18 protein-coding genes are annotated in these 16,123 nt (G+C 38.4%); 16 read left to right on the top strand and 2 right to left on the bottom strand.

The window, feature by feature from the left end:
• Window position 1: 1 nt before the first annotated feature.
• The 9 genes from ABC255_RS09700 (at window position 2) to ABC255_RS09740 (ending at window position 8,440) form a co-directional block, all read left to right on the top strand.
• Entirely contained in the window at window positions 2–631 is a 630-nt protein-coding gene (locus ABC255_RS09700) for a Gp15 family bacteriophage protein (RefSeq protein ID WP_412993085.1), read from the top strand.
• Complete coding sequence (locus tag ABC255_RS09705; RefSeq protein ID WP_412993087.1) at window positions 624–2,453, top strand: phage tail protein; 1,830 nt, start codon at window positions 624–626, stop codon at window positions 2,451–2,453. The genes ABC255_RS09700 and ABC255_RS09705 overlap by 8 nt, the downstream gene beginning before the upstream one ends.
• Before the next feature lies 1 nt (window position 2,454).
• The gene (locus tag ABC255_RS09710) at window positions 2,455–3,180 is read left to right on the top strand and encodes a distal tail protein Dit (RefSeq protein ID WP_412993089.1); all 726 of its coding nucleotides are present in this window, start codon (window positions 2,455–2,457) and stop codon (window positions 3,178–3,180) included.
• 17 nt (window positions 3,181–3,197) lie between these two features.
• Window positions 3,198–6,143, top strand: coding sequence for a phage tail spike protein (locus tag ABC255_RS09715; RefSeq protein ID WP_412993091.1), 2,946 nt, complete (start codon window positions 3,198–3,200; stop codon window positions 6,141–6,143).
• A gap of 8 nt (window positions 6,144–6,151) precedes the next feature.
• Window positions 6,152–6,442 carry a hypothetical protein gene (locus ABC255_RS09720; protein WP_412993092.1) on the top strand — a complete coding sequence of 97 codons (291 nt, stop codon included), beginning with the start codon at window positions 6,152–6,154 and terminating at the stop codon, window positions 6,440–6,442.
• Window positions 6,442–6,576 carry an XkdX family protein gene (locus ABC255_RS09725; RefSeq protein WP_412993094.1) on the top strand — a complete coding sequence of 45 codons (135 nt, stop codon included), beginning with the start codon at window positions 6,442–6,444 and terminating at the stop codon, window positions 6,574–6,576. Before ABC255_RS09720 ends, ABC255_RS09725 begins: the two co-directional genes overlap by 1 nt.
• A gap of 28 nt (window positions 6,577–6,604) precedes the next feature.
• Window positions 6,605–7,087 (top strand): phage holin family protein, encoded by a 483-nt coding sequence (locus ABC255_RS09730; RefSeq protein WP_412993096.1) that lies wholly within the window; start codon window positions 6,605–6,607, stop codon window positions 7,085–7,087.
• On the top strand, window positions 7,087–7,905 hold the full coding sequence (locus ABC255_RS09735) for an N-acetylmuramoyl-L-alanine amidase family protein (protein ID WP_412993098.1): 819 nt from the start codon (window positions 7,087–7,089) through the stop codon (window positions 7,903–7,905). Before ABC255_RS09730 ends, ABC255_RS09735 begins: the two co-directional genes overlap by 1 nt.
• 115 nt (window positions 7,906–8,020) lie before the next feature.
• Window positions 8,021–8,440 carry a hypothetical protein gene (locus tag ABC255_RS09740; RefSeq protein ID WP_412993099.1) on the top strand — a complete coding sequence of 140 codons (420 nt, stop codon included), beginning with the start codon at window positions 8,021–8,023 and terminating at the stop codon, window positions 8,438–8,440.
• Window positions 8,441–8,472: 32 nt separating this feature from the next.
• Here ABC255_RS09740 and ABC255_RS09745 read toward each other — a convergent pair whose 3' ends face one another.
• Together ABC255_RS09745 and ABC255_RS09750 are read right to left on the bottom strand one after the other, a co-directional pair.
• The gene (locus tag ABC255_RS09745; RefSeq protein ID WP_412993101.1) at window positions 8,473–8,694 is read right to left on the bottom strand and encodes a hypothetical protein; all 222 of its coding nucleotides are present in this window, start codon (window positions 8,692–8,694) and stop codon (window positions 8,473–8,475) included.
• Window positions 8,660–8,872, bottom strand: coding sequence for a helix-turn-helix transcriptional regulator (locus ABC255_RS09750; protein WP_412993103.1), 213 nt, complete (start codon window positions 8,870–8,872; stop codon window positions 8,660–8,662). The genes ABC255_RS09745 and ABC255_RS09750 overlap by 35 nt, the downstream gene beginning before the upstream one ends.
• A 202-nt stretch (window positions 8,873–9,074) precedes the next feature.
• On the opposite strand from ABC255_RS09750, the gene ABC255_RS09755 reads away from it, so the two are divergent.
• The 7 genes from ABC255_RS09755 (at window position 9,075) to prsW (ending at window position 16,065) form a co-directional block, all read left to right on the top strand.
• Window positions 9,075–9,311 (top strand): hypothetical protein, encoded by a 237-nt coding sequence (locus tag ABC255_RS09755; protein WP_412993105.1) that lies wholly within the window; start codon window positions 9,075–9,077, stop codon window positions 9,309–9,311.
• Window positions 9,312–9,420: 109 nt separating this feature from the next.
• Window positions 9,421–9,822, top strand: coding sequence for a hypothetical protein (locus ABC255_RS09760; protein ID WP_412993107.1), 402 nt, complete (start codon window positions 9,421–9,423; stop codon window positions 9,820–9,822).
• 5 nt (window positions 9,823–9,827) lie between these two features.
• Window positions 9,828–10,496: a M23 family metallopeptidase gene (locus tag ABC255_RS09765; protein ID WP_412993108.1), complete on the top strand. Its 669-nt coding sequence runs from the start codon at window positions 9,828–9,830 to the stop codon at window positions 10,494–10,496.
• A 236-nt stretch (window positions 10,497–10,732) separates the two neighbouring features.
• Window positions 10,733–12,889, top strand: coding sequence for a type IV secretory system conjugative DNA transfer family protein (locus tag ABC255_RS09770; RefSeq protein WP_412993110.1), 2,157 nt, complete (start codon window positions 10,733–10,735; stop codon window positions 12,887–12,889).
• 460 nt (window positions 12,890–13,349) lie between these two features.
• Entirely contained in the window at window positions 13,350–14,318 is a 969-nt protein-coding gene (locus ABC255_RS09775) for a YpdA family putative bacillithiol disulfide reductase (protein WP_412993112.1), read from the top strand.
• Between the two features lie 5 nt (window positions 14,319–14,323).
• On the top strand, window positions 14,324–15,280 hold the full coding sequence (locus ABC255_RS09780) for an asparaginase (RefSeq protein WP_335536494.1): 957 nt from the start codon (window positions 14,324–14,326) through the stop codon (window positions 15,278–15,280).
• 95 nt (window positions 15,281–15,375) lie between these two features.
• On the top strand, window positions 15,376–16,065 hold the full coding sequence (gene prsW, locus ABC255_RS09785; protein ID WP_412993114.1) for a glutamic-type intramembrane protease PrsW: 690 nt from the start codon (window positions 15,376–15,378) through the stop codon (window positions 16,063–16,065).
• Window positions 16,066–16,123: the final 58 nt, after the last annotated feature.

Consider the following 16,123-nt stretch of genomic DNA (forward strand, 5'->3'; position numbering starts at 1 on the left):
TATGGGTTTTTCTTTAACCAGTGCCTTTGACGAGGATTATTTTGAGTTTAAAGACAGAGTGCTGCAGGTAGACATGTCTTTTGATAACATATTGCTACTCTATGAGATGTTCGATGATGAGGAGCTTGAAGGTTACGAAAAGGTTCATTTTGCGCTTAATCTCCTCATTAATGAGTATGAAACCCTACATTTATCATCGTATAAAGAAGCCTATGAATTGTTCGAATATGTGCTGCTGGAGTTCTTAGGCATTGATTTGGACAACAAAAATAATGATGGAAATACCAATGTGAAAATATATGACTTTAAGAAAGATGCGGAGCTCATTTACGCGTCTTTTTTTGCAGTCTACAAAGTGGATTTATTTGAGTTGAAAGGTAAATTGCACTGGAAGAAGTTTCAGGCATTGCTCAATCATTTAGATGACAATTCGCCATTTAAACAAGTCATTGGTTATCGTACCATGAAGGTCCCTTCTGAGAAGGAGGCTTCAAAGGATTATATCAAGCATGTTCGTGAAATGAAGCGAATTTATTCATTGGATGACGGACCCAAGGATGTAACAAACGTGTTTAACGATTTAGCAAGCACCTTTAAGTCCCAAACGAAAGGAGTGAGGGATAATGGCTGATGGACGAGTAGTAATAAACTCTGAAATTGATGATGATGGAATTTCCAGAGGAATAACCAAAATAAAAGCGAAGTTAAAAGGATTAAACACAGCATTACTCACAACAGCGGCATTAGGTGCGGCAATTACGCTCGGCTCTGCATTAATTCCGGCGGCAGCTGTAGCCACGGGAGCAGTAATGGGATTAGCAGCCTCATTAGCGGCAGCGGGTATAGCAGCGGGTGCATTTGGTGTTGTAGCAGTATCAGCTTTAACAGAGCTTTTTGATAAATCTACTGAAGTCGCTGAATTGGAAAAGAAGGTTGCGGAAGCAAGTTCAACAAAAGAAAGAATAGCGGCACAAAAAGAATTAAATGCAGCTCTTGCCGGCATGACGGAACACCAAAAGGAAACGATTAAGCAATTAAATGAATTTAAGAGCTTCTGGAGCGACTTCGTCAATATATTTGAACCAACAACATTCGCAATTTTTAATCTAGGATTAGAGGCACTCCAAAAAATACTTATCGGTTTAGGTCCAACAATAGGAGCTACAGCACAAGTAGTTGAGGAATTAATGACACAATTCAACAAAAAAATTGATTCTGGAGGATTTCAGGGATTCTTTGACTGGTTGGAAACAAATGGTGCTGAATCATTAAGGAATTTCATGACTATATCAGGAAATGTATTGAGTGGATTCTTTAGTTTATTACAAGCCTTCTCACCTTTAGGCGCTAGTATGGAAGAAGGTTTAGTAAAGTTAACCGAAAAATTCAAGAATTGGGCAACTACATTAAGTGAAAACCCTGCCTTTCAAAACTTCATTACCTATGTAAAAGAAAATGGTCCAGTCTTGATGGAAGTGATCGGGAATATCGTCCAAGTGGGTAAGGATCTTGTTACTGCCCTGGCTCCATTAGGTGCAGAGGTATTACAAGCTTTGCAATGGTTAACAGAAAAGCTTACTGAAATCTCACCATATTTTGATGATGTCGTAGATAAAGCGTTAGATTTTGTAGCTGCTATCCAAGACAATTGGCCAGCAGTCCGAGAAACAGTGATTGGTTTAGCAACCGCTGTTGGATCATTTGTTGCTATCTCAAAAGGTTTACAAATATATGGAATGATTAATGCCTTATTTGTCGCTTACAGAACAGGAACATTGGCTGCGACTTTAGCAACATATGGGTTTAATACAGCTTTATTACTGAATCCAATAACGTGGATAGTCGCTTTAATTGCAGCTCTTATTGCTATAGGTGTCCTGCTTTATCGAAATTGGGATACTGTCAAAGCAAAAGCAGGAGAATTGTGGAGCTGGTTAAAGGAAAAATGGAACGGAATAGCAAGTGCGACTTCAGAGGCTTTTGGAAAAGTAAAAGAAGCCATTATGAAACCTATAAAAGCTGCTGTAGATTTTATTAAAGAGCAAGTTGAAAAAATAAAAGGGTTTTTCAGCGGTATGAAAATCAGCTTACCGAATATCAAACTGCCTCACTTTAGTTTGTCAGGTAAATTCAGCCTCGCCCCTCCATCGGTTCCAAAATTGAATGTGGATTGGTATGCACAAGGTGGATTATTCAATGCCAACACGCCCCAATTAGTCGGTATGGGTGACAATACGCGGTACCAGGAAGCGGCGTTACCTTTATCGCCAAGCGTGCTCGGAATGATTGGTCAAAAGATTGCCGATACCATGCCAGCTGGTGAAGGTAATGGTTCAGGTGGTGTGTATGAGTTCCATCTTTCGATACCACTTGATGGTCGAGATTTAGTCAAGAGGACCATCCGTTTTACTGCGGAAGAACTTGAAAGAATGCGTGTGAGGAAGGGGGATTAACTTGATTACGTTTAATGGAGTAGATTTAAGCAATCTCATCAAGGTGAAATCCATCGGCGGCAGAGGTCCCCTTTCCCAAAGTGTGGTTCGGACAACTGTACCGGGAAAAGACGGAGCATATGCACAGCGAAAAAAGATTCCCGAAAGACCTATACCGGTTACTTTTGATATAACAGGTGCTTCACTAACTGATATCCATCAAAAGGTGGATTCATTAAACGCTATTCTAAATACGGAAAGCGATGTACCGATTCTGTTTTCTGATGAAGCAGGCAAGACCTATTACGGTCAACTTGATGGACAGCCAAACTGGGAAGAAATGAGGTACAAAGGAAGAGGCTCATTCAATATTTTATGCTGTGATCCGTGTAAGTATGGGGCTGAGACATCTACTACATTCGTGAATACAGGAAGTCCGAATGTATCTGGAAATAATAAAACATTCCCTAAACTCGAAGTAACGTTCACAGCTAGTGCGACGGAGTACAAGATAACTCATGTGGCGACTGGTAAATACGTTAGAGTCATAGATACTTTTGTTGCCGGGGAAGTACTAGGAATAGACTTCGCTACAGGAAAAATCACCTTAAATGGTACGGTGGCAATGTCGATTTTAGATTGGTCAAACAGTGAGTTCTTCCCATTAAAGCCAGGTGCCAATTCTTTATCTGTGACTCCTACCAGTATTGCCAATACAAAAGTATTATGGAAACCTAGGTGGATGTAGGATGGGGTGAAAATGAAATGATCTATATTTTCGATAAAAACGAGCAATTATTAACCATCCTTAAACCCGATGGACCATGCCCGTATAAAGAAGCTGCACATATCGAGCAATTGAATAAAGAAAATACATTTTCATTTTGGATACCAGCTGATCATGCAGATAGTCAGTATGTTAAAGAGGAAAACTTGGTTGCTTTTAAGGATTTAGATGGGGATATTCGGTTATTTGTCATTAAAGAGCTGGATGAAGTCCATGATGATGTCCTATACAAAGAAGCTTTTTGCCAAGCAGCGTGGAAAGATGAATTAGGTGAAGAGCCACTTCAAGATATTCGTCCACAAAATAAAACCGCAGCTGAGGCATTAACCAGTGCCTTACAAAATACTCGCTGGAAGGTCGGCAATGTTGCTTCTTTGGGAACAAACAGCACCAATTTTTATTACGAGAAAGTCACTTCAGCAATAACGAAAATACTTACAATCTGGGGCGGTGAAGTAAAAGACAGAATCACCGTTTCTAATGGAAAAATCACAGGTCGTTATATCGATATTTTAGCCCGTAGAGGCGCGGATACTGGGAAGCGGTTCGAGATTACGAAAGATATCCAGAGCCTAAAAAGAACCATCCTATCCTATCCTAAAACGGCTTTATACGGTCGAGGGAAAGGGTTAGAAACGGAAGCTGGAGGTTATTCTCGGAAGATTACTTTTGCCGATATTGTATGGTCCACTGCGAATGGAAATCCTGCAGACAAACCTGCTGGACAAGAGTGGGTAGGAGATCCAGTTGCATTGAGTCAATTCGGGCGAGAGAATCCAGATGGAAGTAAACGTCATCGCTTTGATTTTGTTGATTTCTCGGATGAAGAGGACCCCGCAAATTTACTAAATCAGACCTGGAATGATCTACAGAATAGAACAAAGCCGATCATGCGTTATGAAATGAAAGTCATTGACCTAGAAAAGATTCCAGGCTTTGAACATGAAAAATCTCGTTTAGGTGATACCGTATTTAGTATTGACCGTTTCTTTTCTCCTGCTCTCCTCATCGAGGCTCGAATTATCGAAATCAAGCGGTATTTGAATGAACCGGAACGCACAGAAATCAAACTAGGGAATTTCATCGATGATATTTTCGATTACAACAAGAAGCTTGAGCAAATTGAAACAAAGATTAACGATAATTCAGGCATATGGGAGCAAGGCGGCGGTCCAGTAACAGATACGGATTTCCCAGATACTGTGCCACCGGTGCCGACGAACTTCAAGGCTTCGGGCGCGTTTAAAACAGTCATGCTTTCATGGGATTTTAACCCGAGTTCTTATATTGCCAGTTATGAAATTTACGCCTCAAAGGTCAATAATTTTACGGCAGATATTAGCAACCGAGTATGGTCAGGGAAAGCCGGAGGTTATGTCCATCAAGGAAACATCAATGAGACATGGTATTTTAGGATTCGGGCAGTAAATACACACGGTACTCAATCAGCTTTATCGGCTCAAATTTCGGCTGCAACGGTCCAAATCAAGGCAGAGGACATTCTCCCTTATGTCATCACAAATGAGCTAATAGCTGAAAATGCAGCCATTGATTTTGCTAAAATCGCTAACGTTGAAATCATAAACGCTATGATTAGTAATCTATCTATGGACAAGCTTGAAGGTGGATATATCAAACTGGGCGAATTATACGGTGATGGGCAAATCCATGTTTATGACAGTACTGGGAACATAACAGGTCGTATTGACCCAAGTGGGATATATTCTCCGACTATAAGGTCTAACAATTTTATAGGAAATGTTGTTAACAAATGGCTCGGTGCCGGCAATGTCACCTATTATGTGGACTGCGACAATGGAAATGATGCCAACGATGGGTTAACATCTTTAACACCAAAAAGAAACATCCAGGCATTAATTAATAGTTACCCGAAAGACTTAAACGCGGCAAATATTTCAATCAGAGCCAAAGGCTCATTTGGTGGGATAATCTTCGTTACCGGGTTTAGAAACGGATACTTCCGTATTATCGAATGGGACGAATCCAACAGCTTAAATACGAACCAAATTTGGGTAGATTTTTGCGATTATGTCATGTTACAAAACGTCACAACCTGGGGAACAAGCGCAACCGGCGACGCGATGATTTATGGTTATCATTGTAAACAAGTTGAAATTGTTGGTTGTAAGGCTTATGGAGAATCAGTGAAACCCTTCGCGTTTTTGATGGAAGGAACAACCTTTTTTCTTAACAGTTGCCATGTCTACGAGGTAACAGACCGAGGGTTATACGCTAACAAGAATTCTCACGGAGTCTTATTGAATGGAAAAGGTAGCGCGCCTGTGGCAGTATTAGCTGAAAATGGTTCTGTTGTATCCGGTTATGGTTCAAGATGGGACGGGTCATTGACTGCGGTAAATGCTGGTGAAGTGTGGCCGGCTTCTTCGTGGATTATCGACACCGGAACATCAACACCTCCACCATCAACACCGCCAGCACCAGTGCAATCAGAGCAAACACTGTCAGTTACTCCATCAACGGGTGATAACTACAGTACTAATGGTTACTGGACTGACAACGAAGTGAAACAGGGTAATTGGGGACATGGAGATCGATACGGCCTATGGTATATGGATTTATCGGCTATAAAAGGGAAGACCATTGTTTCAGCTACCATCACAGTGAATCGTATTGCAGGTAGTGGAAACAATGCAGCAAGAACAATACATTTCCGTACCCATAGAACAACTAAAGGAAACAGAGGGACAGGAGCTCCTGCCATGTCGGCAGTAGCTGCAACAGGATCCATTGCGATTAGTGAGACATTAACTTTTGATATTACTTCTATGGTTCAAAACAATATTGCAAATGGAGCGGATACAGCAATCGGGGTGCATACAACGGGTCAAACCGATTACATGTCACTTGGCACACAACCAACCATCACAATCCGGTACAAGTAGGTGAATGAATGAGAATAGCAATTTATCAAAAAAGTGGAATGCTAGCAACCGTTCTTGAAGATGTGATTAATCCTAAACTTATAGGAAGTGAACTATCATTCGACAATGGCAACATATCTGGGGTAGATGATTACCATATCTTATTGGAGAGTGATGATGCTGTTCCAGAAACATTAGAGGAAGCAAAAGTGTTGGACAAAAAGGCAGCACACACCTTCATAAAAACAGATGAAATAGCAGATTTAAAAAAACAGCACATTGACCTTTCGTTTGAACTAATGTTGAGGGGGTATTTGTAATGGACTGGTACAAGACAGCAAGCGATGATTGGGATATCTATCACGATACTTCTCGGATTCAAAAATATGTTCAGTTTGGAAAAATTACAGAAGAACAATATCAAGAAATCACAGGAGAGTCTTACACATTGTAAGGCTCTTTATTATTGAGGAGGTAAAGGGATGAAAGCATATCTAGAAATATTTAATTTTAATAATCTCATTAATTACAAAACAGGATTCATTTCGGTCGTTGGAGCTAGTGTTGGTGCATTTTTAACTAAACTGTATGGAGGTGAAGTTGGATTGTACATCATTGGCGCGCTCACACTTGGAATCGTGCTAGATTGGTTAGGTGCGATTGCGGCTGCAACAAAAGATAAAAGCTATTCATCTCAATACGGAATTATTGGAGTGATTAGGACAGCGGTTATTTTGGCTCTTCCTGTGTTCGGAAAACTACTCGATTCAGCCCTAAGCACTCAAGGATTCATATTCTATATGCTTTCAATCGGGCTTTTATATCATACCCTCGTGTCAATGACAGCCAACTTTAAACGTGCAGGATGGGAAAGATGGATTCCTACATGGGCTCTAGATTTAATCGCTAGTGAGCTTGAAGCCAAAGTTAAAAGAGCTCAAACAAGAAAAGGAGAGGATAAGTAATGGCTAAGTATAAACTCAAGATTGACCCAGGTCATGGCGGTAAAGATCCAGGAGCTATTTCAAGTTTTGGAAATGAAGAAGATTGGACATTAAAAATTTCTCTATACCAGTACAATCGATTCAAAGAGCTGGGTGTCAGTGTGAGTTTAACTAGAGATAGTGATGAGACATTAACAGAAGACCAACGTGTAGCATTAGCTCAGGAAGGGGAATATTGTATCAGCAATCATCTTAATGCTGGCGGCGGTGATCGGGCAGAGGTCATCCACAGTATCTATGATGATGGTAAGTTAGCAAATGCTATTAAATATCAATTAGAATCTGCTGGACAAACGAACGTAAAGGTATATTGCAAACAAGGAAAAAGTGGCGATTATTACTACATGCACCGTAGAACTGGTAAGACAAAAACCAATATTGTTGAGTATTGCTTTATTGATAACGAAGCAGATTTCACTCACTTTAAAAATAATTGGGAAGCTTATGCCGAGGCTACAGTTAAAGCCTTTTGTTCCCATATAGGACATCCGTATAGAACAAAAGATATACAAAAATCTACAGTGACAGTGACACAGAGTGAAATACTTTATATCCAAACTGGAGGCTACGCAGGACCGGCGCTTCAAACCATTCATGATTATCTTTTCGAAACAGGTCATGGATTCGATGTAAAACGAGGAGGAGATGGTTCCATTGTTTTCTTAATTGGCCCATTTGACAATACTAAACCAAACTTCCAAGAATGTAGAGTATCTGTATCTAGGATTGACGGTCACATGCAGCTGCTAACCCAAGAGCAAGCGAGCAAATGGAGATAAAAATAAGCCCCTACTCGATTTGAGTAGGGGCTTATTTTTTTGGAACTTTTTAGAAGGTAATTCGTAAAAGGGAATAGAATTAGAAATATATAAGGTAAAGAGGGGGAGAAAGATAATGGGATTTTTTAAAGAGTTCTTTTCTAAAGAAAACATGTTGCGTACACGCATTAACGTAGAAATAATAGCGGGGCACCCAACAAATGCGCGTTATTGTAATATTGCTAGTGGGAATAAACCAGGTGAAGTATTTCTAGAATTAAGCGCCAAACATAAAACTGTATATCGCCCAATCGGAATTGAATGGGAGGAGTCTTCTACTCGAAGTGCAGGCAGTGCAGCAATGGGTGCCCTAGCAGGTAAAATGGTCGGTGGTACAGTTGGTGGTATCGCTGGAGCTGCTGTAGGAGGTCGAAAACGTGACAACTCAAAAGCATATGTTTATTTAGAAGATTTGGAGACCGGTGAAGAAGTTACATTACACATTAGATGTGATGAAGCTACTTATCGGCAAATAGATACGCTTTTTCGTAAATAAAACATCAAACTATAATGATAAAAGCCCTTCTCCTAATCGAGATGGGCTTTTTCTAGTTCCTTTACTTTATCCGTAATATCTTCGCCTTCACAAATTATTTTTTCTATTTCACATTCATAGGGATGTTCCTTCTTAATCCACCGCCAAAAATCTAGAGCGGTTTCCTCTTTTGATCTTCCTTTCAGTTGAAATGAACCACGTCTTAATATTTTATTATCACTAGTTATGTAATGAATCTGAATCAGTACGGTCATACAGATCATCCACCTTACAATTCAATAAATCTGCTAATTTGTATGCCTTATCTAATGGAGGAAAGCTCTTCATCGCTAACCAATTAGATAATTGATTTGGAGTAATCCCAATTTCTTTTGCTACATATTTCTTTTTCATTCCTTTTATCTCGATGAGTTCTCCGATTCTGCACTTCATAAATACACCTCTATACATAAATTCTACATTGTTTTACAAGTTCCTCTAACTATATTTTTGGTTTTTTCTTAAAAAATATTTCAAGGACAAGATATTTTTTCTGGTATTTGCCCATATGTTAAAACAAAGGTAGGTTACTAACTAGCAATTAACCTGTTAGGAAAACTTACCTAAACACTAACTAGTTAAGAGGTGGTCAGGGATGGCGAAGAATATTACAAATAAAACTGTGAGTTTTAATGTGCTTGATCCATACCAGGTAAAGATGAAAGAACATGCGGAGCAATTCCCAAATTTCAGTGGCTATATCAAGAGGCTTATCCAAAGAGACATGGAAGGAGGAAATGCCGTCAAAACAACAAAAAAAGCGCCTGCACACTCCCATGTAATACATGGAGGGACAAACGCCTTTACTGGATTCGTTTTAGGGCAGAAGTAGGCTAGGAAGCCGACGCGCGCCTTTACACGTCAGCTTATGCAATCCAAAAAGGAAAAATGCACGTACACGAGGTCAGGAACCAAAATAAAGTTTGACGGAGGTTGACAAAATGAAGAAAGAGACCATGTCCATTAAGGCATTTTTGCACCAGGAAAAAGAGCCTTTCCAAATTAAAGTCGAACGGCATTTTAAAAAGTATGGATTTGTTTACAGGGTAGTTGGAACATCAATTTTTGTCTTTGCTGTTAGTGGAGGTTTTGATATCGCTTTTGCGGCTGATGGATTAATCGATAAAGAGGGAAGAACGCTTTATAAGGAATTGATTATTGGAATGGGAAGGTGGTTGATTCTAGGGAGAGGGGCATGGGAAATCATATCTGCTGTTCTAAAACAAGATTTTGAGGGCGCTAAAAAGAATGTGATAGGTTATTCGATTGCCTACGCTTTTTTATTAGCTTTACCACACCTATTCGATAAAATTGATGATTTATTTGATAGATTTGGAGCGTGAAATAAATGAAATTTCGATTAAGCAGCTCCTATGGTGTAATGGAGGAAGTTCGAAACGGTCCTCATACCGGTGTCGATTTAGCAGTACCAGAAGGAACAACTCTAAGAAGTATTATAGATGGAGTAGTAACCAATGTGTTTGATGGCTCTGGAAATATTGGGGAAGGTGTAAAGATACTAGGTGAAGACAAAAGAGAATACATTTATGGTCATATGAGCGATGTAGATGTGAAAGTAGGGGATAAAGTGCATTTCGGTGATGTCCTTGGCGAAAGTGGGAACACAGGTAATTCAACAGCTCCCCATTTACATTTCGGGGTAAAAGAAGATGGGGAGTTTGTTGATCCTAGCGTGTTGGCTCCAAAATTAGATAGCATTACTGGGGATATTGGCATTGATAAGTCTGTCCCCTGGTACGATATTGAGGGCAGAGTGGACCTAGCAATGGAAAGCGCAAAAGAAAACATGAAAGAAGAATTTAAGGAGATGATTTATGATTTCTTAAGAGCTGTTCGGGATGTAGTTATTGAACTAGCAGATATCATTGCACTGCTCGGTGGAGGGATATTCATCATACTGGGTGCGTGGAAATTAAAAAATGCAAATAGGTGGGTGAGTATCATCTTTGTTTCACGGATCTTGATTAAAGTTTTATTGGGAGGTTACATCGGATGAAAATTAGTAATGTGATTCAAATCGTTAAACCCCAATATGTTTTCCTCAAACTTAAACCAAACAATTCTATCCGCAATATTTCCACTCATTTAGTAGCACGGACCATTTCCAGTATGTATAAATCTGTATTTCAATCGATAAAAGCTGAAGAGAAAAAGCTTATTAAGTTGTTAGGCAAAGAGTTACTGTTAGGTTCTAAATTTAGCTTCCAAGTCCAGGGGAAAGTCGGGTACTTTGTGTATATCGAAAAGAAAAAAATAGAATTTTACTTCATTGTTCCAAAGCAATATCTAAGTATTTTAAAAGAGAAAATCAGCGATGTATGGAATAACATAACCGTTGATGAAGTAGGGCAATTACCAAGCTTTGCTGACAAAGCGACGAAGTATCAAATGGTCTACGAAAAAGAAGATGCTATGAGCTTAAAGGTCGATAAAAGAGACAATTATTTATTGCAGTCGAATCTAAATATTGTAGATGTATTAGAAGAAAAGGATAGGGTGGGCATACTTTATAACTTCCTTCCTTCTTCCCAGGAGAGTTTTAAATTCAGTTACAAAGCAACGCTTGAGAAAGTGAAAAAGGGATTGCCGATTGAAAGAAATAAGATGGGGGCTGCCTATGTTTTTAAGTTAGCAATCGGTTTGATTGACGGGCTGGTTAATGACGTGAGCGAAGTACTGGCAGGCAAAAAAGAGAGGCAAAACGATACTTTGTTAGCAAACTTAGTGGATTATTTACAAGGAGGAGCTGGGAGAAAACCGAGAGAAAGCACTGAAGAAAAAATTAGAAATCAAATAATCCCTACTCAAATAATCGTTTTAAGTGAAAGTCAAGACAAATTAAGGGAAATAAATAACGGTCGAAGTTTGGCGAACAGTTTTGATGTGATCAGTGACGATAATAAGTTAATTCCCAAAAGGCTCAACGGAAAACTTGACCTGCTGAAATATAACATAGGCGCCGAAATTAATAAAATGAGTGACGGGGAATGCCAAAATTTTATCTCAATACCAGGTCGCGAGTTATTGGAGAGACACAACTTTATCGAAAAAGTGTCTACTCACGAGGTTCAGATACCAGAGGATTTACAAAAAGGAGTTTTCTGTATTGGAACTAATACGTTCAGAGGGCACAAGCAAAATGCTTACCTCACTGAACATCATGAATTTAAGAACCTTCTCCTGCTCCTAATTGGGCCAACTAGGTCTGGGAAAACAAACTTTTTGAGTCACTTATCCATAGATGCCATAGATAACGGTGAGTGTGTAATCTTATTCGACTTTATCAAGAAGAATGAATTTAGCACCGATGTGGCAAAATGCTTTCCTGACCATCAAGTATTGGTTATTGAAACAACAGATTTAGAAACCATCCAAGGCATGGGGTACAATGAAGCCCAATCATTATCAACGGACCCGTTCAAAAGATATGCGGCAGCCAAACTTCAAAATACTAATCTAGTCCTTTTGATTAATGCTGTGAAGGCTGAAGGGCTAGCTCCTTTATCTTCAAAAATGAAAAGGTATCTAGAGGCTGCAGCTCTTGTAGTATTTTTAAATAATGGAGCTTTCAAAGATGTAATTAATTGCCTGCAAGATGAGTGGGAGAGGCACGAATGGATTAAAAAAGTGCCTCATGATTTATCCGATTATATGGAAGGTTATATAAAAGTGTTACGTGAGTTAGATAAATACGATAGGGATGGAAATTTAATTGATACTAAACTGGATAGGGTAGATGGGATACTGGATAGGATGAACGAATTGAAGTTGAATCCTTATATTGAGTTGATGTTAAAAAAGGACACATCTAAAAACATTAACCTAGCCGAGGAAATCCAAAAAAACCAAGTGATCTGTATCAGGATGAAAGGTTCTCACTTTCCGACCAATATGGAAAAGGATGTACTCACCACTTATTGGCTTACCAAGATTATGTTGGCTCTTGAAGTAAGAGAGGAGATTGTTCCAGAAGATGACAGACTTAAAGTGAATTTGGTCATTGATGAAATCTATCAAGTAGAAAATACAGAGAAAATCCTAAAAGATAAACTTTCCCAAATTGCTAAGTTTCTCTGCAAACCTATCGTGAGTTGTCACTATATTAATCAATTAACTTATTTGAGAAGCGCACTAAGAAGCGCCAATACTTCTTATATGCTTATAGCTGGGTGTGATGAAGATAACTTTAAAGAACTTAAAAACGACTTAGCTCCCTTCACGTATGAAACTTCATTAAAAACCATGCCTTCTTATCACTCACTGAACAGAATTAAGACAAAAGATGGGTATGCAACGTTCATAACTAAATTGCCTGGAAAAGTCGAAAAAAGGGTAAGGGAACGAAATTGCAACGATAAACAAAAGGAGGACGTTACAGTTGGTGATTAAGAAAAAGTCAAACATTGAAGTGTTTCTCAATAAATTCAATCTATATTCGGAATGGGACGGGGAGAAATATTACTTCATCTTTCAAAAAAGATGGAGGTACCGTCACGCTGATGAAATATTTGGATGGAACGATAACCTACCATAGAATGAATTTTGCTTTTTGCGACCAAAAGAAATTATTATTTGCGATGTATATGAGTATCTATGGAAGAATCGTAAGTTATTAATCAATCCTTAAAAATAAACGTGGATAAAACAATGAAACCCCTCATATAGAGGGGTTATATTTTTACCACGTGATTTACCACATAATTATATTTTTTATTTTTTTCTATTAAATTATTTGGGTGAGGGTGAGAATTAAATGGATTAATTGCAATGTTTTTGACCATTTGAATAAAGTATCCCATAATATGACGATAGGAGTTTTTTTATGGAATAATAAATTGAGGTGATCAATTTGCAATTAGAAGATATTATTATTGTCGGTGGTGGACCATGCGGCTTAGCAGCAGCCATAGCCTTCAAAGAAATGGGGCTTAACCCACTTATTATTGAAAAAGGGAATATTGTAAATGCTATCTACCATTACCCAACCCATCAAACATTTTTTAGTACTAGCGAAAAGCTAGAAATCGGTGATGTACCATTCATTACTGAAAGTTATAAGCCAAAAAGAAATCAGGCACTTGTCTACTATCGGGATGTAGTAAAGAGGAAACAACTGCGCATCAACTCGTTTGAACGAGTAATAAAAGTTCTAAAGGAAGAAGAAGTTTTTAACATCATTACAGACAAACAAACCTATCAGGCGCCATATGTTGTAATTGCTACAGGTTACTATGACCATCCAAATTACATGAATGTCCCAGGGGAAGATTTGCCGAAGGTGTCTCATTATTTTAAAGAGGCGCACCCCTATTTTGATAAGGATGTATGTGTCATAGGTGGAAAAAACTCTAGTGTGGATGCAGCCCTTGAACTGATAAAAGCGGGTGCCAGAGTGACCGTTTTATACCGTGGAAAAGAATATTCACAGAGTATAAAGCCGTGGATTCTCCCAGAATTTGAGGCATTAGTACGAAATGATATAATAAAAATGGAATTCGATGCTCATGTTATTGAGATAACAGAAGATCAAGTACGGTATAAAAAGGATGGAGAAGAAAAGTCTATTTATAACGAATTCGTTTTTGCGATGACAGGTTATAGACCAGACCACTCATTCCTAAGAACATTGGGAATCCAAATTGATGAAGATACCGGTAGACCATTTTTTAACCCTGAGACAATGGAAACGAATGTGGCGGGGGCATATATCGCTGGTGTAATCGCAGCCGGTAATAATGCAAACGAAATATTTATTGAAAATGGCAGGTTCCATGGAGGTCTTATTGCACAATCAATCCAAGAAAAAAAGGGTGAATAATTTTTATGAAAAAGGTAGTTTTGTTAACAACTGGAGGAACCATTGCCAGTAAAACTAATAAGGATTCTGGGAAATTAGCGTCAGGAGAACTTACCGGGGAAGAGCTTGCTGCGATGTGTAATCTTCCTAATGATATTGAAGTTATCATAGAATCAGTATTTCAAAAGGCAAGCATACATATTACATTTGAAGATTTAGTTGTATTAAAAAATAAAATCGAAAAATATTTTGAGGATGATAAGGTTTCTGGGGTGGTGGTTACGCATGGCACAGATACACTTGAGGAAACGGCCTATTTTCTTGATTTAACCATCAAAGATCCCCGTCCAGTGGTAATAACAGGATCCCAACGGTCTCCAGAAGACTTAGGAAGCGATGTCTATATAAACCTGAGACATGCTATCTATTCGGCTTGTTCAGAGGATTTACTACATGCGGGAGCTGTTGTTGTATTCAATGAACGAATATTTGCGGCAAGGTATGTAAAGAAAGAACATGCCTCCAATATCCAGGGGTTTAACGTATTTGGATTTGGCTATCTTGGAATTATCGATAATGATGTGGTTCATATTTTTCAAAAGCCAATCAAGCGGGAGTATTTTGCTATTCAATCGCCGGTTCCACCAGTAGATATTATTAAATGTTATATAGGTGCTGATGGTAAATTTATTAAGGCAGCGAGAGAATCAGGGGTAAGAGGAATCATTCTTGAAGGTGTTGGACGTGGTCAAGTAGCACCTCAAATGATGGAGGAAATAGAAAAATCACTTTCAGAAGGAATCGTCTTAGTAATCACAACAAGCGCAGAAGAAGGTTCTGTGTATACGACTTATGACTATAAAGGCAGTGCCTATGACCTTCATAATAAGGGTGTAATCCTTGGCAGTGATAATGATTCTAAAAAAGCTAGAATAAAATTAGCAGTAGCACTAGCCAGCGGACTTGAGAAAATAAATTTTTAAACGGCAATTACTAAATGGATATAATCTTTCATTTAATTAAACACAATATCGTGTTAGGATTAAAGTAACGAATTGATTTGAAATGAGGATTAACCATGCTGGGAATATTATCAGCCGGTATTGCCCCTGGACTGGCCTTATTAAGTTATTTTTATTTAAAAGATGAATATGAGTCAGAGCCTATATCAATAGTTTTGAGAACATTTATGTTTGGTGCTCTGCTAGTGTTTCCCATAATGTTTATTCAGCATGTACTTCATACGGAGAATATAATTAAATCTGGATTCATTGAAGCATTCCTTTCCTCAAGCCTTCTCGAAGAATTTTTTAAATGGTTTATCCTTTTCTATGCTATTTACCAGCATGTTGAGTTAGATGAGCCATTCGATGGTATTGTATATGGGGTGGCAGTATCACTTGGTTTTGCAACTGTAGAAAATATTTTTTATTTGATTGCCAATGGAATCGAACATGCCATGGCAAGAGCACTTTTACCTGTATCCAGCCATGCTCTATTCGGCGTCATTATGGGATTTTATATAGGTAAAGCAAAATTTACCGAAGGAAAAAAGGCAAAATGGGTAATAATCTCCTTGTTTTTGCCATTCATTCTTCATGGATTATATGATTACATTTTAATTTCCCAAGAAAACTGGCTATATATTATTTTACCGTTTATGATCTTCCTTTGGTGGTTTGGTTTAAGGAAGGTTAAGATTGCGAGAATATTAACGACTAACCATAAGAAAAAACAATATTCAACTCAAAATTCCTTTCATTCTTAATGAAGATTTCTCTTCATTTTAAATGAAGGGGATTTTTTTTGAATAAATTTGCCATTAA

The sequence above is a fragment of the Neobacillus canaveralius genome, from assembly GCF_047237705.1.
Taxonomy (GTDB): Bacteria; Bacillota; Bacilli; order Bacillales; family Cytobacillaceae; genus Neobacillus; species Neobacillus niacini_K.